Source organism: Roseovarius sp. MMSF_3281, assembly GCF_030733685.1.
Classification (GTDB): Bacteria; Pseudomonadota; Alphaproteobacteria; order Rhodobacterales; family Rhodobacteraceae; genus Roseovarius.
In genome coordinates, this window is sequence record NZ_JASHIM010000011.1 from 13,226 (window position 1) to 29,490 (window position 16,265).

Sequence of the window (16,265 nt, forward strand, 5' to 3'; positions counted from 1 at the left end):
AGGTGACCATGACCCGCTTTGCCGCAATTCTACCCGCCCTGCTGTTGGCCTCGCCCTTGGCGGCTCAAGACAAGGCAAGCATTTGTGCCAATTCCGCAAAGATCGTGGACTCGGCTGTCGCGGAACGAACAAGCGGTGCGGACCAGCAACAGGCCATCGGAACAATCGGCGATGGCCTGGAGGGCGACGCGGCGATCTACAAACCTGCTGTCGAGCCGATCGTGAACTGGGTCTATACTCTTGAGGAAGGCCAGCTGAACGAAGAGGTCGGCCAGACCTACGAAAAGGCCTGCTTGGCGCAGTAAACTCTGCACTTCACCGGCTTGCCCATTCCGCAGGCTTGCCCATATATGGATATATGAGCTTGCCCCCCGGATTCCTTGACGAGCTACGCTCGCGCCTGTCGCTGACCGATGTGGTCGGGCGAAAGGTCATGTGGGACACCCGCAAATCCAACCAGGGCAAGGGCGACATGTGGGCGCCTTGCCCGTTTCACCACGAGAAAACCGCCAGCTTCCATGTCGATGACCGTAAGGGGTTTTATTATTGCTTCGGGTGTCACGCCAAGGGCGACGCGATTTCCTTTGTCCGCGAAACCGAGAACGTGGATTTCATGGAGGCGGTGCGCATTCTGGCCGAAGAGGCGGGCATGCAGATGCCCGAACGCGACCCGAGGGCACAGGAAAAGGCCGACCGCCGCACGCAACTTATTGAAGTCATGGAAATGGCCGTGCAGCATTTTCGCCTGTCGCTGAAAACCGGCGCGGGGGCTGCGGCGCGTGACTATCTGGCCGGGCGCGGATTGGACGAGGCGGCGCAGGAGCGGTTTGAAATCGGCTTTGCCGCCGATGCGTGGCAGGGCCTTTGGGATCACCTGAAGAACAAGGGAGTCGAGGATCAGATGATCCTTGATGCGGGGCTTGCCAAGCCCAGCCAGAAGGGCGGGCGGCCCTATGATACGTTCCGCAACCGGATCATCTTCCCGATCCGTGACCCGCGTGGGCGGTGCATCGCCTTTGGCGGGCGCGCCATGGACCCCAACGACAACGCCAAATACCTCAACTCACCCGAGACCGAGCTGTTCGATAAATCCCGCACGCTTTATCACCACGGTCCCGCGCGCGAGGCGGCGGGCAAGGGCCAGCCCTTGATTGTTGCCGAAGGGTATATGGATGTGATCGCATTGGCGCAGGCCGGGTTCGGGGCCTCGGTGGCCCCTTTGGGCACGGCGGTCACCGAGCATCAGTTGCAACTGCTCTGGCGTATCACGGATGAGCCGATCATGGCCCTTGATGGCGACACGGCAGGTTTGCGGGCGGCGTATCGGGTGATTGATCTGGCCTTGCCACTGTTGGAAGCGGGTAAAAGCCTGCGGTTCGTGCTGATGCCTGAAGGCCAAGACCCCGATGACCTGTTGCGCGCCAAGGGGGCGGGCGCGGTTCAAAAGCTGCTGGATGAGGCCATGCCCATGGTGCAGCTTTTGTGGCAGCGCGAGACCGAAGGCCGTAATTTCGATAGCCCCGAGCGCAAGGCGGCCTTGGACAAGGCCCTGCGCGAAAAGATCATGTTGATCCGTGATCCGTCGATCAAGGCGCATTATGGGCAGGCGGTGAAAGACCTTCGCTGGCAATTATTCAATCCCCGGCGAAGTGGTGGGCAAAGCGGTTTTAAACCGGGTAAGTGGCAGCCCATTCCGACGGCACGGGCCAGCACCAAAACCTCGCTTCTGGTGGCGGCGGGGGATGAGGCTCGCGTGCAGATGCGCGAGGCGGTGATCCTTGCCACCCTGATTTGTTGCCCGTCCATCTGTGATGAATTCGAGGATGCCCTTGAAGGAATGGAATGCGCCGACCCGGATCATGCGCGGCTGCGCGATTTGATCCTGCGCCATGGCCCGGATGGCGGAGCGGCCTTGTACGACCGGATCGAGGCCGCAATTGGGGGGCAAGCCCTTGAAACCCTGATGGCCTTGCCCCATGTCGCCATAGCGCCTGCTGTACGCCGCCGCGACGATGATGAAGCGGCCCGCATGACCGTGGCCGAGGAACTGGCCAAACTGAAGGCGGAAGTGGGGTGGTCCGCCGAGGTGAACGAGGCCTCCGAGGATATCGCGGGCGTGGCTGACGAAGCGGTGACATGGCGCCTTGGCCAAGCCGCAGAAGCGCGAAATAGGGCACAGCGCAGTCAGCAGGAGGACAAGGCAGAATACGAGGTTGGCGACAACGGTGCGCGAATCAGTCGTGACGAACGCGACGCTTTCGAGGCGTTGCTGGAAAGGATCAGATACTCCAAGTCAGGCCATTGAAGGGCTTTTGGCTAGGATTAGGTAAGAAAAACAGGGTAAACGGGTGTGCGAATCATGCGAACGCGTTATTGATTCGATTTTAAGAATCACCCGATCGCCCTTTCGTTCAGGAGAACTTCATGGCCGCCAAGGACACCGACGACCAGAAACCCGAAGACCAAGAGGCTGAAATCTCGCTTGATATGAGCCAGGCCGCGGTCAAAGCAATGATCGGGGAGGCGCGTGAGAAGGGCTTTATTACCTACGATCAGTTGAACAAGGTTCTGCCGCCCGACCAGGTGGGCAGTGAACAGATCGAGGACGTGATGTCGATGCTCAACGAGATGGGCATCAACATCATCGAGGCCGAGGAAGCCGAGGAGGAGGAAAGCAAATCCACCGCCGTGGCCGAGATCGGCAAGAAGGGTGAGGTCACCCTTGGCTCGGGCAAGGAGCAGAAGCTGGACCGGACCGACGACCCGGTGCGCATGTACCTGCGCGAGATGGGCTCGGTCGAACTGTTGAGCCGGGAAGGCGAGATTGCCATCGCCAAGCGGATCGAGGCCGGGCGCAACACGATGATCGCGGGCCTGTGCGAAAGCCCGTTGACCTTCCAGGCGATCACGATCTGGCGCGACGAACTTCTGGGTGAAGACATCCTTTTGCGCGATGTGATCGACCTTGAGACCACCTTCTCGGGCCAGATGGGCGAGGGCCTGGAAGAGGCCGAAGAAGGCGTGGTGGCCGAGGCGGCCAATGTTACGAGCGCGCCCAAGGAAAAATCCGAGGACAGCGAGCCGGAGCTTGATGCCGACGGCAACCCGATTGCCAAGGACGATGACGACGACGAAGAGGAACAGGCCAACATGAGCCTTGCGGCCATGGAGGCCGCCCTGAAGCCGCGTGTTCTGGAAACGCTGGATCGCATCGCCGAGGATTTCGCCGAACTGAGCGAGATGCAGGACAGCCGGATCTCGGCCACGCTGAACGAAGATGGGTCGTTCAGCAAAGCGGCCGAGGAGACATATCAACAGTTGCGCTCGGAAATCGTGGAGCTGGTGAACTCGCTTCACCTGCACAACAACCGGATCGAGGCGCTGATCGACCAGCTTTATGGCATCAACCGCCGGATCATGCAGATCGACAGCGCCATGGTCAAACTGGCCGACCAGGCGCGGATCAACCGCAAGGAATTCGTCGAGGCCTACCGGGGCCGCGAGCTGGATCCGACGTGGTTGGACGACATGGCGCAGAAATCCGGGCGCGGCTGGCAGATGTTCATGGAACGCAGCCCCGAGAAAGTGGCCGAGTTGCGCGCCGACATGGCGCAGGTGGGCCAATACGTGGGTCTGGATATCAGCGAGTTCCGCCGCATCGTGAGCCAAGTGCAAAAGGGCGAGAAAGAGGCCCGCCAGGCCAAGAAGGAAATGGTCGAGGCCAACCTGCGCCTCGTGATCTCGATCGCCAAGAAATACACGAACCGTGGCCTGCAATTCCTTGATCTTATTCAAGAAGGTAACATCGGCCTGATGAAGGCGGTGGACAAGTTCGAGTATCGCCGGGGCTACAAGTTCAGCACCTATGCGACATGGTGGATCCGGCAGGCGATCACCCGCTCGATCGCCGACCAAGCGCGGACCATCCGTATCCCGGTGCACATGATAGAGACCATCAACAAGCTGGTCCGCACCGGGCGCCAGATGCTGCATGAAATCGGTCGTGAACCCACGCCCGAGGAACTGGCCGAGAAGCTGCAAATGCCGCTGGAGAAGGTCCGCAAGGTGATGAAGATCGCCAAGGAGCCGATCAGCCTTGAAACCCCCATCGGGGACGAGGAAGACAGCCAGCTTGGCGACTTCATCGAGGATAAAAACGTTGTTCTTCCGCTGGATAGCGCGATTCAGGACAACCTGAAGGAAACCACCACGCGGGTTCTTTCCAGCCTCACACCGCGCGAGGAACGGGTTTTGCGGATGCGTTTCGGCATCGGCATGAACACCGACCACACGCTGGAGGAAGTGGGCCAGCAATTCAGCGTCACCCGCGAACGTATCCGGCAGATCGAAGCCAAGGCGCTGCGCAAGCTCAAGCATCCCTCGCGGTCGCGTAAGCTGCGGTCGTTCCTGGATCAGTAGGCGCCGGTATGTCCTTGTTTTCCAAGCTTTTTGGCGGCGGCAAACCCAAGGCCGAACCGGAGGCCGAGGCCGAAGGGGAAACCTATGAAGGGTTTCGCATCTTCCCCACGCCGCAGTCGGAAAGCGACGGCTTTCGCCTTGGGGCGCGGATCGAGAAAGAGGTGGATGGCGAGGTGAAGGTGCATCACCTGCTGCGCGCGGATGTCATCCGGTCATTGGAGGAGGCGCAGGCCTTTTCCATTCGCAAGGCAAAGCAGGTGATCGACGAACAGGGCGAGCGGATTTTCCGCTAGGCCCGGGCCTGCCGCATTCTGTACAGATTGTACATTGACCCCCCGTGTTCTGTACAGAACGCGGGGGGTTTTACGTGGTCTCTGTACAGACTGAAAAGTCGTACGAGTCGTACGTTTGCCCCCGGGTTTCGTACGAAAATCGGCGGGTGTTGTCCGGGCATCGTACGAGTCGTACGACCCGTAGGAGACCGGCCCGCTTATCAGGCCTGACGGCCTTTTGCGCGAGGAGCGAAGCGATGAGCGCCCACCGTGCGCCTTGGTGAGGATTGCGCAAGCTTGGTTAACGCGGCAGTGAAAGCCGCAAGCCAAGGGTAAACAGGGCGCGCGCCCTGTTCATGGTATCGAAAGGGATGGGCCGGGGCGCTTTGCCCGTGCTAGACCTGTTGCAAGGCGAGGAGTGGAGGTTGCCGGATGCGAAAGTTTTTCCTGGGTCTGTCGGTGTTCATGGCCGCCACGGGAGCGGCGCGGGCCGAAGGGTGTTTCGGGCCCGGCGTGCCGATGTTTCATTGTACGGTGAAGGGTGGGGCGAAAACGGTGGACCTGTGTTTGCAGGATCAGGTCGCCTATTACCGCTTTGGCCCCCAAGGCGGCATGGCCGAGATGCTTTTGGCGCGGCCCGTGAGCGAGGTATATATGATGCCGTGGAACGGGGTTGGGCGGACGATCTATGAGGAGGCGAGTTTCAACAACCGGGCCTTTGATTACACCATCCATTACGCCATCGACCGCATTCCCCAAGACGGTGAAGTGAAAGTTTCGGTCTCGGGCGGGGTGACGGTGATCAAGGGGGATCAGACCATGGCGCAACTGGCCTGTGATGCAGGTTCGGTTTCCGTGAATGATATTTATCCGCTTTACGAGGCCAAGCAGGCGGCGGGCCAGTGTTGGGACCGCGAGGCCTTTGAATGGGGGCCGTGTTGAGCGGGGTGCAGAGCGAATTTCAAATCAGCACCCGGGGGCAGGGCCTGTACGAGTTTACCCGCGAGGTGGTGGGCTGGACCCGTGCGCAGGGTGTCGAGGCGGGGCTTTTGACGCTCTTCGTGCGGCATACCTCCTGTTCGTTGTTGATACAGGAAAATGCCGACCCGGAGGTGCAAACCGACCTGCGCAATTATTTCGCCCGGTTGGTGCCGCCCACCAGCGACCCCGCGATGGGGTATCTGACGCATACCTACGAAGGCCCCGATGACATGCCCGCCCACATCAAGGCGGCGATGATGCCGGTGAGTTTGACTATCCCGGTGAGTGGCGGCGTGCCTGTGTTGGGCACGTGGCAGGGGATTTACCTGTTCGAGCATCGCGATGCGCCGCACAGCCGGAACGTGGCGGCGCATCTGGTGTGAGATTTAGCCCGTGGGCATGATCGTGAGGTTGCGGACATCTGCGCGCTTGGGCTGGTCCAGGGCGAAGATCACCGTTTGGGCGACATCCTCGGGTTTGAGCTTGTCTGGCTTGGCCTCGTCGAAGAAGGGGGTATCGACCATGCCGGGCGCGATGACGGTGCAGCGCCCGCCCCAGCTGCGCATGTCCTCGCTCATGTTGCCGCCGAAGCCGTGGACGAACCATTTGGAGGCGCCATAGACCGAGGCGGGCAGGTGGATTTGCCCGGCGACCGAGCCGGTGAGGACAAGATGGCCCTTGGTCTCTTTCAGGGCCTCGTAGGTCGCCTTGACCGTCCAGAGCACGCCCATGACGTTCAACTCCATCATGCGGCGCCATTCCCCGGGGTCGCCGTCGGCCACGCCGGGGGTATCAAGGCCCATGCCCGCGTTGGCGAAGACGGCGTTTATCTGGCCGAATTTGTCCTTGGTGGCGGTGGTGGCGGCGGTCAGGTCATCGTAGTTGGTGACGTCGCCGGTGATGGCGAGGGCGTGGTCGGCGCCCAGCTCCTGTACCAGCGCATCCAGTTTGTCGGCGCTGCGGGCCATGAGCGCCACGCGCCAGCCCCTGGCCACGGCGGCGCGGGCGGTTTCGGCGCCGATGCCGGAGGAGGCACCGGTGATGAAGAGGGTCTTGTCGGTCATGTCGTGGCCTTTCCTTGGTTGGTCTTGGGCATGACCTATGCTGTTGGGCCGGTTCTTAAACCCCTTGGGGTTCGGCCTATCTAGGGGTGTAAATTCCCCTCTACCCAAAACCTTGCGGGTGTCCTATAGTGGCTGTGGATAAGTGGGCCTGCAGACCCACGACCGAAGAGGCAGAGAAGAAAAGGGGGACGGCCCATGCGCTGCCCGTTTTGTGGAAATGTTGACACTCAGGTAAAAGATTCCCGGCCTGCGGAGGATCATGTTTCGATCCGGCGGCGACGGTTTTGCCCGGCCTGTGGCGGGCGATTTACCACCTATGAGCGCGTGCAGCTGCGCGATCTGGTGGTGGTGAAAACCAACGGGCGGCGCGAGGATTTCGACCGTGACAAGCTGGAACGGTCGATCCGGATCGCGTTGCAGAAGCGCCCGGTGGAGCCCGAGCGCATCGAGCAGATGATTTCCGGCATCGTGCGGCGTTTGGAAAGCATGGGCGAGACGGATATCCCGTCGAAAACCGTGGGGGAGATCGTGATGGAAAGCCTCGCGCGGATTGATACCGTGGCCTATGTGCGCTTTGCCAGCGTCTACAAGAATTTCCAGGCGGCCGATGATTTCGACAAGTTCGTGAGCGAGTTGCGCCCCGACGAGGCGATCGCCGAAGCCAAGCAATCGGACGAGTGACCGGGCAAGGCGACGCGCGGTTCATGGCTTTGGCCCTGTCGCTTGGGCGGCGGGGGCAGGGGCAGTGCTGGCCCAACCCGGCGGTGGGCTGCGTGATCGTGCGCGAGGGGCGGATCGTCGGGCGTGGCTGGACAGCGCCCGGGGGGCGGCCCCATGCCGAGGTGGTGGCCCTGGCGCAGGCGGGAGAGGCGGCCCGGGGGGCCACGGCCTATGTCACGCTTGAGCCCTGTGCCCATCACGGGCAGACGCCGCCCTGTGCCGAGGCGCTGATCTCTGCGGGGGTGGCGCGGGTTGTCTCGTGCCTGACCGACAGTGACGCGCGGGTGGCCGGCAAGGGGTTCGATATTCTGCGGGCGGCGGGCATTGCGGTTGACACCGGCGTTCTGGCCGAGGAGGCCGCGCGTGATCTGGGCGGGTTCCTGAGAAAGGCGGCGGGCGGGCCGCCGCATGTCACCTTGAAATTGGCCAGCTCCTTCGATGGGCGGATTGCCACGGCCACCGGGCATAGCCAGTGGATCACCGGGGGGGAGGCCCGCCGCGCGGTGCACGGGATGCGCGCGCGCCATGACGCGGTGATGGTGGGGGCGGGGACGGCGCGGGCCGATGACCCGATGCTGACCGTGCGGGATATGGGGGCCGTTCGCCAACCCCTGCGCGTGGTGGTTTCGCGCCGCTTGGATATTCCCCTGATGTCGCAACTGGCGCGGACGGCGCGCGAGGTGCCGGTGTGGCTGTGCCATGGGCCGGATGCCGACCCTGCGCTGGTGGAGGCCTGGCAAGGGGTGGGGGCGGAGCTGATCCCCTGCGGCCTGACGGGGCGGCAGTTGGACATGGCCGGGGTTCTGCAGCGATTGGGCGCGGCGGGGCTGACGCGGGTGTTTTGCGAAGGCGGGGGCGCGCTGGCGGCCTCGCTTCTGGCGGGCGACCTGGTGGATGAACTGGTGGGCTTTACCGCCGGGGTGGCCATCGGGGCCGAGGGCCTGCCGGGGATCGGTGCGCTGGGCTTGGAGCGCCTTGACGAGGCGCCGCGGTTCGAACTGATCGAGACGCGCGATATCGGTGGCGATGTCATGCACCGCTGGCAGCGGCGATGATTTCGGGGGCTTTGCCCCCGCCGCCCTGCGGGCGACTCCCCCAGGATATTTTTGAAAAGAAGAAAGCGAGAAGGGCGCGGTTTCTTGTTTTTCCAAGGGGTGACCACAGCTCAGCGTTTGAGCGGGGTCATCTGCACGCTGTGATCAGGAGGCGGTAGGGGGTCTGATCGCGGGGGTGAAGCGGCATTCGGTTTCTTCGAGGGAGGCCGGAAAGCGCGTTCCGGGCAGGCCGTTGAACGGCTGGTGGCGGCGTTTCACAGGCCCTAAAGCGTTCCACCTTTAACCTGAGGCATCAGCTAAAGGCGGAACGCGTGCAACGATTGAGCGGAGCACTGCGTTTCGCGAAAATCTGTGATTCAGGTTTTTCGCGAAACGCTTTAGTATTGGTCCTCGAGATCGCAATTGACCATGATCTCGGCCATCGAGGCTTCGTTCGGCATGTCGATGGCAAGCTTGGCGAGTTTCGCGATGTTTTCTGGCTGGGTCATTTGCCCAGGCGGGGTATCGGCTATTGCGCGGGCCATGCTTGTGTTGACCCGTCCCGGGCAAATTGCCGTTGAACGGATGCCATCCTTCCAGCCTTTCTGGCGGATGCCGTGGTTCATCGCCAGCGCGGCGTGTTTTGTCACCGCGTATGAAGAGCTTGCAGCCGAGCGTACGCGCTTGCCGGAAAGCGATACCAGGAGAACCACGCGCCCCGTCTTGGCCTCGACCAGATCGGGCCAGGCCGCGTGCACAAGCCGACGGGGGGATTTCACGTTGATGTCCCACATCAGATCGAGCGTTTCGTCGGATATATCAACGATGTCCTCGGGGATCATTTGCCCCGCCGAGCAGATCAGCGCGTCTATGCGCCCGAAGCGGGTGCGTGTGTCCGCCACCCAAGCGGCTTCATCGGACCTTGTTGCATCCTGTGGAACCACCAGTGCCTTGGGAAAGCGCCGTTGCAGGGGGGCCGGATCGCGGGCCCCGAGGGAGAGCCCCCACCCCTGGGCCGTAAGGGTCTTGGCGATGCAGGCCCCGATACCGCCGCTTGCGCCTGAGATCATAGCAACACGATGTTCCACTTTATTGTCTCCTTCGGATGCGTTTTCTTTTGTCTCTAGTCGGCCCTTGAAGCGTTTCGCGAAAAACCTGGGTCACGGATTTTCGCGAAACGCGGTGCTCTGCTCGAACGTTGCACGCGTTCCGCCTTTCGCCGATGCATCGGGTCAAAGGCGGAACGCTTTAGGGAAGGGCATCGAACATGGGGGTGAGCTTTTCGGGGATTTCATACTGCGGCATGTGGCCGACCCCGTGGTAAAGGTTCAGCGAGGCATGCCCGGGCGCATGGAGCGCATGTTTCCATGGAATGATCTTGTCATCGCGTCCCCAGATGATCCGCGTCGGTGCGGTTATCCTGTCCAGGGCTGGCCGCATGTCGAAGGCTTGCACGCCGTCAGGGAACAGGGCGTTGGCAAGGGCGAGTTGCGATGCGCGCAACGCGGGGTCGCGCCGGGCGGCGGCAGCAGCTTGCACATAGGGCCAGCCGATCGCGTCCGGGTCGGCGGTCAGCAACTTCATCCACGGTCCGAGGCTTTCGGCCCGGGTAGCGCGGCACATGCCTTCGATGGCCGGGCCGTTGATCTGTGGACCAAGGCCGGCAGGTGAAATCAAGGTCAGGGACCCGATAGTGCGGGGGCGTGTATCCGCGATTGCAAGTGCAAGCGCTGCTCCGAGGGAATGACCGATGAGGTGACAACGCTCCAGCCCCAGGTCGTCGAAAGCCTTGCGGAGATCGCGTGCCAGATCCGCGAAACTTGCCAGTTGCCGCATCGGTGAGCGCCCGTGGCAGGGAAGCTCAATGCGGTGAATTCGGCGTTTCGCTTCAAGAGGTCTTGTCAGCTTTTCCCAGCCGGAGGCGTCGGCGAGAAACCCGTGGATCATCACCATGGGCGTTGCCGTGCCGTGGCCTGACGACTGTACCGAAAGCGCGCCCGGCTGGTCTTTGGCCTGAGCGGGGGCATCCGGCGCGGGGGGGCTGGTTATCGCGGCCTGGATATCGGATTTTTGAATGCGCGCCGAGGGGCCCGTACCGGCGAGGCTTTGCAAGGGCACCCCATGCGCCTTGGCTTCGGCGCGCGCCGCGGGGGTGGCGAGAAGCCGTTTCCTTGAGGGACTCCCGGGCTCGGCGGGGGGCGTGGTTTCCGGCGCGGCTGGTTTTCCTGTTGCCGCGCGTTCCTTTGGCGTGGCGCTTGCCGAGGGGGCGGCCCGATCATCCGTCGGTTCCCCGGGCCGGGTCGCAGGTTGCACCTCGGGCGGCGGCCCGACGTCTTCGTCGGGGCCGTAGATCCAGGCCAGGACATCGCCCACGGGGGCGCTTTCGCCGTCGCCCAGGGCGATATGGTGCAGAATGCCCGCATGCTCGGCTTCGACCTCGACGGCCGCCTTGTCCGTTTCGATTTCGAACAGGACGTCCCCCTTGGCGATCTCGTCCCCCTCGGAGCGGAGCCACGTCGATATGCGGCCTTCCTCCATGTCCTTGTCCAGACGTGGCATGGATACTTGCTTTGGCATGCATGTTTCTTTCGTAAATGCGACTGTTTCAGCGGATGGGATGTACCGCCACCGGGATGTCAGGTCACGGTGGCGGCATGGGGTCAGGCGTCGTGCACGTAGAAGCCGCTGTCGGTTTCCGCGGCTTCGCGCAGCTTGTCAAAGGTGGCGACAGAGCCGACCAGCTCTTTCTTGATGTCGTCCCATTCCGGGCGTTGAGCCCCCGCGGCATCGACCCACTGTGCCATTTCATCGTCGGTGGGGGAGTAGAACTGCACTCCGGCCGAGGCCATCTCGTTGATCGCGTAGTTCCGCGATGCGGGAATCTGCGAGAGGTTCTGCAGGAAGGTGATATGCGCCCCCCATTCGATGCCTTCGCGAATGTCGCTGTCGAGCGAGTCGAACCATTCGCCGTTGCACGAATACACCCCGCCATCGGGGACGGTTCGCGTGAAGGTGACGTGAGACACGATGTCCTTGAAGCCGAAAAGGTTCAGGCCCATCGTATTGGGATCAAGCGCATCGGCCACCCCCTGCCTTAGCGCCGAGGGGGTCTCGCCCCAGGCGATCGGCGTCGGGTTTGCCCCCAGCAGGCTGTAGGTCTGCGCAAGGATCTTGGAGCCGGGCACACGGAACTTGATGCCGCGGATGTCATCAGGTGTTTTGATGGGGTCATCGCGCAGCCCGCGACGCACGCTGACGGTACGCGGATCGACCGGTTGATAAAGCAGAACCTTGAACCCGTTCTGTGCGACGCGGGCATCGACCTCGGATTTCCAGATATCGGAGGTCACGAGGTTCACGAACTTCTGATTGTCGCCGCACCAGAACGGAAGGTTGATGACGTCGACAGCCGATGCGAAGGGCGCGAAGTTGGCCATCGAATGCTGCGCGGCCTGAATGGTTCCGTTTTGCACCTTTTCGGCCAATTCGGCCCCGGCCCCCAGCGACCCGTTCGGCACAAGCTTTACATAGACTTTGCCACGCGTCGCGTTCTGGATATTTTCCTTCAGGTGCAGTTGCATGACCGGGAAAGTGCGCGTTGTCCCAAGGCGGTAGGCGGTGCCGATGGTCATCACGTGTTCGGCGGCGGCTTCACGCTCGGCTTCCTCGGCGCTGGTTTGCGCCTCGGCAGGTGCGACGCCAAGCGTTCCGGCCCCCATCGCCGCCACGGCGACGGTGAAGCCTGCAGTGCTGGCCAGTTTCAGGAAGTTGCGCCGATCTTCGGAGCTGGGCGCACTCGTGGGTGTTCTAGGTGTGGTCATGGGGTCTCCTCCTCTGGTTGAACGTCGTTGTCATGATCCGTGGGGTCGGCAAGGCTTGGTGCCTTCCTTTTCTCCTCGCGGAGCAGGTAAATGATTGTCAGCAGCGTTGCCGCCAGAACGATTAGGAACTCTGTCTGCGCCGAAAGGCGCGGGGCCGCGAAATCAATCATCATGGCGAATTTCGCCAAGACGATGTTGCCCATGAATGCCGTGAAAAGCGCGAGCGCGGCGAAACCGGTAAGACGGTGAAAAAGGGTTCGTTTCGGGGGGACGGTCATTCGGTCTGCTCCGTGCTGTCGGGGCCGCTTGACCGATCTTCGGCGAGTTTCTCGATCAGCAGCAGCATGGCGGTACAATCGAGGTCGCCCATCTGCATGGGGCCAGCCAAGGAAAACAGGTCGCGCGCCGGAGCCCCCAGCGCAAGCGGCACCCCGAGTTGTTCGGCCAAGGTCACGCCAAGCGAGATATCCTTTTGACCCATGCCGAGCGGGAAATCGGGCGATACGTCACCGCTTAGAACCTTGTTGGGAAAGTTCACGTTGATTTGCCCACGCCCTGCGGTCGTGTTCTGCAAGACCTCGACCGCGGCGGCGCTGTCTATGCCGGCCTTGCGCGCCATGGCGAGGGTTTCGGCTGTCATCACCATTCCGACCATGGACATGTAGTTATTCACGATCTTCATGCGGATGCCGCTGCCCTTGGGGCCAAGATGCAGGGCTTTGTCGGAAATCGGCAGGATCACGGGTTGCGCGGCCTCGAAATCCGCCGGATCGCCCCCGGCCATCACCAGAAGCGAGCCGCGTTCCGCATCGCGCGGCGTGCGCCCGACCGGCGCGTCAAGAACACGCAACCCGGCCTGTGACAGGGCATCGTGCACCGCCAAGCTGGTGTCGGGGAGAACGGTGCTCATTTCCAGTAGCAAAGCCCCTTTTGCCGCGCTTTCCGAAATGCCGCCGGGCCCGGTACAGACCTCAAGCACATGCGCGTCGCGGGGCAGTATGGTCATGATGATTTCAGCGCCGTTGCAGGCCTCTGCGATGCTGGTGGCGGCGTGGCCGCCATGTGCCTTGAGCGCCTGTCGCCTTGCGGGATCAATATCATAGCCGCGAACGCGGTGACCGGCCTTGGCAAGCCGCGCGGCCATGCCGCTGCCCATGGTTCCAAGGCCGATGAAAGCCACGGTGTGCGGTTCTACGCGTGGGATTGGCAATGTATCTGTCATGGTGTCTGTTCTTTGTGAAATTGCATGAATTCCACCACCAGGCCTTCCGGGCCCTCAAGGTAGAAGACATGGCTGAGGCCGCCGCGCATCGACTGTGGCGTGGAAAATGGCGTGTACCCGGCCTCGACCGAACGGTCATAGGCTGCGCGCACATCGCTGACCTCGAAGGCCAGGTGGGTAAAGCCGGTGTCGCATTGTGCCGGGGGGGCGGATTTCCCGGCAGGTTCGAAGTATTTGAACAATTCGATTCTGTGCGTGTCACAGCGATAAAGGCCCCAGCGGATATGCGTGCCGGGAAGACCAACCACCGTTGCAAGCTCGGTTTCGCTGCGGCTGGAAATCTCGCCTTCTGTTTCAAAGCCCAGAAACGCGACCAGGAACTCTCGCATCGCGTCGAAATCCTGTACGCAGACAGCCGTGTGATGGACACGTTTTACGAGGGGTGCGACACTCATTGGGCACCCTCCGAACGGTGCAGGTTCCGGTCCTCGATGACCTTGCGCAGGGCCGCTTCCACATCCTGCGGGCGGGCAAAGGCGACTTCTTCGAGAACCTTCGAGACAACCGCGGAAGACTCGGTTCCGGTCACGTGCATGATCTCGTAGTCGAGCAGGTTGAACAGCCGCCGCTGGGCATCATTGACGATGCGCGAGCCGATGGACGTGCCCCGCGTCGTCTGTTCGACCACGAGCAGCGCGTTGGTTTTTTCAACGCTGGCTTGGATCGTCGTCCAGTCCAGCCCGAGAGGGTCGAGCGTGCGCAGGTCGATCACTTCGGCATCAAGGCCGGCGTTATCGGCAACGTCGGTGCAGATATCCACCATCGGACCGTATGTAAGGATCGTGGCATCGCGCCCGGCGCGCGCGATGCGGGCCTTGCCGAAAGGAACGATGTAGTCCCAGTCCGTTGTCGGGACGCGGCCCTTTTTCGGGAAAAGCTCATGATATTCCAGAACGAGGACCGGATCGTCGCAGGCCACCGCAGCGTTGAGCAACCCTATGTAGTCATGCGGCGTTGAGGCCGCCACAATCCGCCAGCCGGGGTATTGGGTGAAAAGCCCCGCCGCATCCATGGAATGCTGTGACCCATAGCCCGTGCCCTGGGTTACCCGGCTTCGGACCACGACGGGGACGGGGAACCCGCCGCCGAACATGTGCCGCACCTTGGCAATCTGGTTAAAAAGCTGGTCGGCGGCGACAAGTGCGAAGTCGGGATACATGATTTCCACAACCGGGCGCATGCCGTTCAGCGCCGCGCCGAGGGCGACCCCGGTGAAGCCGTTCTCGCAGATCGGGGTGCCGAGAAGCCGGTCGGGGTATTTTTCGCCGATGCCGCGCGTTGCCCCCGCGGTGCCGCCGCGCAGCCTGTGAACGTCCTCGCCCATGATGAAGAGGTTTTCGTAGCGATCCATATTGAGGAGCATCGATTCCGAGATGATATCCTGAAAGCGCGCCTCGCGGCTTTCATCCTCGGCGATGTCCTGTTCTTCAAGGGCGCGCCGATCAGCCAGTTCCGAAAGATCGCCACGGATACCGAATTCGACAGTCGTCGGGTCGGGCCAGAGGCTTGGGATCAGGCGACGGTCTGCCGCCGATCCCTCGATCAGCCTGTCCAGCGTTGAATCAACCGCGTTTTGGGCGCGGTCGCGAAGCTGTTCCACCGCCTGTTCATCCAGAAGGCCAAGGCGTTCAAGCTGTGCCGGGAAATTTTTCGCCGGATCCCTTTCAAGCCATGCCTGTTCCTCGTCCTTGTCGCGATATCCAAAGGCGCTGCCGCGCATTGGGCCCGATTGGTGAAAGTGGCGGTAGGTGCGGGCTTCGAGAATGACTGGACCCTTATCTTGGGTCATCAGGTCTCGTGCGATTTCCATGGCCCGCCGCGCCGCGATGACATCCATGCCGTCAAAGGTGATCGCGGGAATACCCAGCGCCAACCCCCGCGCGCTTAACCGTGTTTCGCGGGTTTGCTCGGACAGATGCGTGGATACCGCGTATAAGTTGTTCTCGATCACGAAGACGGTCGAGGTGTCGTAGAGCGCTGCAAGGTTCATCGCTTCGTATGTCGTGCCCATCTGCGTGGCGCCGTCCCCGAAGAAGGCCACCGAGATCGAATCGCTACCGCGCATTTTGTCGGCCAGCGAATAGCCCACCGCATGGGGAGGGTTCCCCCCGACGATGGCGTTTGACCCCAAGACACCGGCCTGGGGTTCGCGCAGGTGCATGGACCCGCCGCGACCGCCGCAGTAGCCGGTGGAGAGGCCAAGAATTTCCGAATACGTGGAAAACAGGACTTCTTGCGACTGCTGCGAGAATTCTTGCTCTAACGGGTTGTAGCCTTCGACCCTTGCGTGGTTCAGCGTCTTGGCAAGGAACTGGTGATGCATCCGGTGGGTGCCGTTGATCTTGTCCTCGGAGGCCAGGGCCGACATGATCCCGACGGCTGCGCCTTCCTGGCCAATGCTGGCATGCGCCGGACCATGCAGAAGCCCTTCCTTGCTGAGATCGAGAAGCCTTTCTTCGAAATGCCGGATCAGGAACACCTGTTCGAGCATCGCGGCAAGCTCGGCCACCGGTACGGCGCGGAGGTCGTCATCGGTGGTGGAAAGCGTCCAGCAAGGCGTCTCGATCGGCAACGGTTTCAGGTTCCGAAGGCGGTCGGGATCGGCATTCGTCTTTCTGGCAGCTTGGGTCATGTAGCGCGTCCTTTCGAAAGGATATGGCCCGCGGGCCGTT

At 62.1% G+C, this 16,265-nt stretch carries 16 protein-coding genes; 8 read left to right on the forward strand and 8 right to left on the reverse strand.

The genetic code is table 11. The annotated features are described in order from the left end of the window. The first annotated feature begins 8 nt into the window (after nt 1-8). The 6 genes from RBB32_RS11790 (at nt 9) to RBB32_RS11815 (ending at nt 6,055) form a co-directional block, all read left to right on the forward strand. Nucleotides 9-305 (forward strand): DNA primase, encoded by a 297-nt coding sequence (locus tag RBB32_RS11790; protein WP_306152913.1) that lies wholly within the window; start codon nt 9-11, stop codon nt 303-305. 53 nt (nt 306-358) lie between these two features. Continuing rightward, the gene (gene dnaG / locus RBB32_RS11795) at nt 359-2,305 is read left to right on the forward strand and encodes a DNA primase (protein ID WP_306152914.1); all 1,947 of its coding nucleotides are present in this window, start codon (nt 359-361) and stop codon (nt 2,303-2,305) included. 119 nt (nt 2,306-2,424) lie between these two features. Continuing rightward, nucleotides 2,425-4,419, forward strand: coding sequence for an RNA polymerase sigma factor RpoD (gene rpoD / locus RBB32_RS11800; protein WP_306152915.1), 1,995 nt, complete (start codon nt 2,425-2,427; stop codon nt 4,417-4,419). Nucleotides 4,420-4,427: 8 nt separating this feature from the next. Continuing rightward, nucleotides 4,428-4,712 (forward strand): HlyU family transcriptional regulator, encoded by a 285-nt coding sequence (locus RBB32_RS11805; RefSeq protein ID WP_306152916.1) that lies wholly within the window; start codon nt 4,428-4,430, stop codon nt 4,710-4,712. Between the two features lie 411 nt (nt 4,713-5,123). Further along, nucleotides 5,124-5,633 carry a hypothetical protein gene (locus RBB32_RS11810; RefSeq protein WP_306152917.1) on the forward strand — a complete coding sequence of 170 codons (510 nt, stop codon included), beginning with the start codon at nt 5,124-5,126 and terminating at the stop codon, nt 5,631-5,633. A gap of 5 nt (nt 5,634-5,638) precedes the next feature. Then, nucleotides 5,639-6,055: a secondary thiamine-phosphate synthase enzyme YjbQ gene (locus RBB32_RS11815; RefSeq protein ID WP_306153007.1), complete on the forward strand. Its 417-nt coding sequence runs from the start codon at nt 5,639-5,641 to the stop codon at nt 6,053-6,055. A 3-nt stretch (nt 6,056-6,058) separates the two neighbouring features. Here the strand turns inward: RBB32_RS11815 and RBB32_RS11820 are convergent, their stop codons facing one another. Continuing rightward, a complete protein-coding gene (locus RBB32_RS11820) occupies nt 6,059-6,736 on the reverse strand; it encodes an SDR family oxidoreductase (protein ID WP_306152918.1) in 678 nt (225 codons plus the stop codon). A gap of 195 nt (nt 6,737-6,931) precedes the next feature. On the opposite strand from RBB32_RS11820, the gene nrdR reads away from it, so the two are divergent. Both nrdR and ribD read left to right on the forward strand, forming a co-directional pair. Beyond that, nucleotides 6,932-7,417: a transcriptional regulator NrdR gene (nrdR, locus tag RBB32_RS11825; protein ID WP_154152810.1), complete on the forward strand. Its 486-nt coding sequence runs from the start codon at nt 6,932-6,934 to the stop codon at nt 7,415-7,417. 23 nt (nt 7,418-7,440) lie between these two features. Beyond that, nucleotides 7,441-8,511, forward strand: a complete 1,071-nt coding sequence (gene ribD, locus RBB32_RS11830) for a bifunctional diaminohydroxyphosphoribosylaminopyrimidine deaminase/5-amino-6-(5-phosphoribosylamino)uracil reductase RibD (protein WP_306153008.1) — start codon at nt 7,441-7,443, stop codon at nt 8,509-8,511. A gap of 377 nt (nt 8,512-8,888) precedes the next feature. Here the strand turns inward: ribD and RBB32_RS11835 are convergent, their stop codons facing one another. The 7 genes from RBB32_RS11835 to RBB32_RS11865 form a co-directional block, all read right to left on the reverse strand. Then, complete coding sequence (locus RBB32_RS11835; RefSeq protein WP_306152919.1) at nt 8,889-9,578, reverse strand: SDR family NAD(P)-dependent oxidoreductase; 690 nt, start codon at nt 9,576-9,578, stop codon at nt 8,889-8,891. A gap of 160 nt (nt 9,579-9,738) precedes the next feature. Beyond that, complete coding sequence (locus RBB32_RS11840; RefSeq protein ID WP_306152920.1) at nt 9,739-11,067, reverse strand: acetoin dehydrogenase dihydrolipoyllysine-residue acetyltransferase subunit; 1,329 nt, start codon at nt 11,065-11,067, stop codon at nt 9,739-9,741. A gap of 83 nt (nt 11,068-11,150) precedes the next feature. Next, complete coding sequence (locus RBB32_RS11845) at nt 11,151-12,311, reverse strand: TRAP transporter substrate-binding protein (protein WP_306152921.1); 1,161 nt, start codon at nt 12,309-12,311, stop codon at nt 11,151-11,153. After that, complete coding sequence (locus RBB32_RS11850; RefSeq protein WP_306152922.1) at nt 12,308-12,589, reverse strand: hypothetical protein; 282 nt, start codon at nt 12,587-12,589, stop codon at nt 12,308-12,310. Before RBB32_RS11850 ends, RBB32_RS11845 begins: the two co-directional genes overlap by 4 nt. Then, entirely contained in the window at nt 12,586-13,533 is a 948-nt protein-coding gene (locus RBB32_RS11855; RefSeq protein WP_306152923.1) for an NAD(P)-dependent oxidoreductase, read from the reverse strand. Before RBB32_RS11855 ends, RBB32_RS11850 begins: the two co-directional genes overlap by 4 nt. Next, a complete protein-coding gene (locus RBB32_RS11860) occupies nt 13,530-13,988 on the reverse strand; it encodes a VOC family protein (protein WP_306152924.1) in 459 nt (152 codons plus the stop codon). The genes RBB32_RS11855 and RBB32_RS11860 overlap by 4 nt, the downstream gene beginning before the upstream one ends. Continuing rightward, a complete protein-coding gene (locus tag RBB32_RS11865) occupies nt 13,985-16,225 on the reverse strand; it encodes a thiamine pyrophosphate-dependent enzyme (RefSeq protein WP_306152925.1) in 2,241 nt (746 codons plus the stop codon). Before RBB32_RS11865 ends, RBB32_RS11860 begins: the two co-directional genes overlap by 4 nt. Nucleotides 16,226-16,265: the final 40 nt, after the last annotated feature.

Coding starts and splice junctions, on each gene's coding strand:
- nrdR (WP_154152810.1), top strand. CDS start 6,932: ATGCGCTGCCCGTTTTGTGGAAATGTTGACACTCAGGTAAAAGATTCC.
- RBB32_RS11810 (WP_306152917.1), top strand. CDS start 5,124: ATGCGAAAGTTTTTCCTGGGTCTGTCGGTGTTCATGGCCGCCACGGGA.
- RBB32_RS11805 (WP_306152916.1), top strand. CDS start 4,428: ATGTCCTTGTTTTCCAAGCTTTTTGGCGGCGGCAAACCCAAGGCCGAA.
- dnaG (WP_306152914.1), top strand. CDS start 359: ATGAGCTTGCCCCCCGGATTCCTTGACGAGCTACGCTCGCGCCTGTCG.
- ribD (WP_306153008.1), top strand. CDS start 7,441: ATGGCTTTGGCCCTGTCGCTTGGGCGGCGGGGGCAGGGGCAGTGCTGG.
- RBB32_RS11840 (WP_306152920.1), bottom strand. CDS start 11,067: ATGCCAAAGCAAGTATCCATGCCACGTCTGGACAAGGACATGGAGGAA.
- RBB32_RS11855 (WP_306152923.1), bottom strand. CDS start 13,533: ATGACAGATACATTGCCAATCCCACGCGTAGAACCGCACACCGTGGCT.
- RBB32_RS11860 (WP_306152924.1), bottom strand. CDS start 13,988: ATGAGTGTCGCACCCCTCGTAAAACGTGTCCATCACACGGCTGTCTGC.
- RBB32_RS11820 (WP_306152918.1), bottom strand. CDS start 6,736: ATGACCGACAAGACCCTCTTCATCACCGGTGCCTCCTCCGGCATCGGC.
- RBB32_RS11865 (WP_306152925.1), bottom strand. CDS start 16,225: ATGACCCAAGCTGCCAGAAAGACGAATGCCGATCCCGACCGCCTTCGG.
- RBB32_RS11845 (WP_306152921.1), bottom strand. CDS start 12,311: ATGACCACACCTAGAACACCCACGAGTGCGCCCAGCTCCGAAGATCGG.
- RBB32_RS11790 (WP_306152913.1), top strand. CDS start 9: ATGACCCGCTTTGCCGCAATTCTACCCGCCCTGCTGTTGGCCTCGCCC.
- rpoD (WP_306152915.1), top strand. CDS start 2,425: ATGGCCGCCAAGGACACCGACGACCAGAAACCCGAAGACCAAGAGGCT.
- RBB32_RS11850 (WP_306152922.1), bottom strand. CDS start 12,589: ATGACCGTCCCCCCGAAACGAACCCTTTTTCACCGTCTTACCGGTTTC.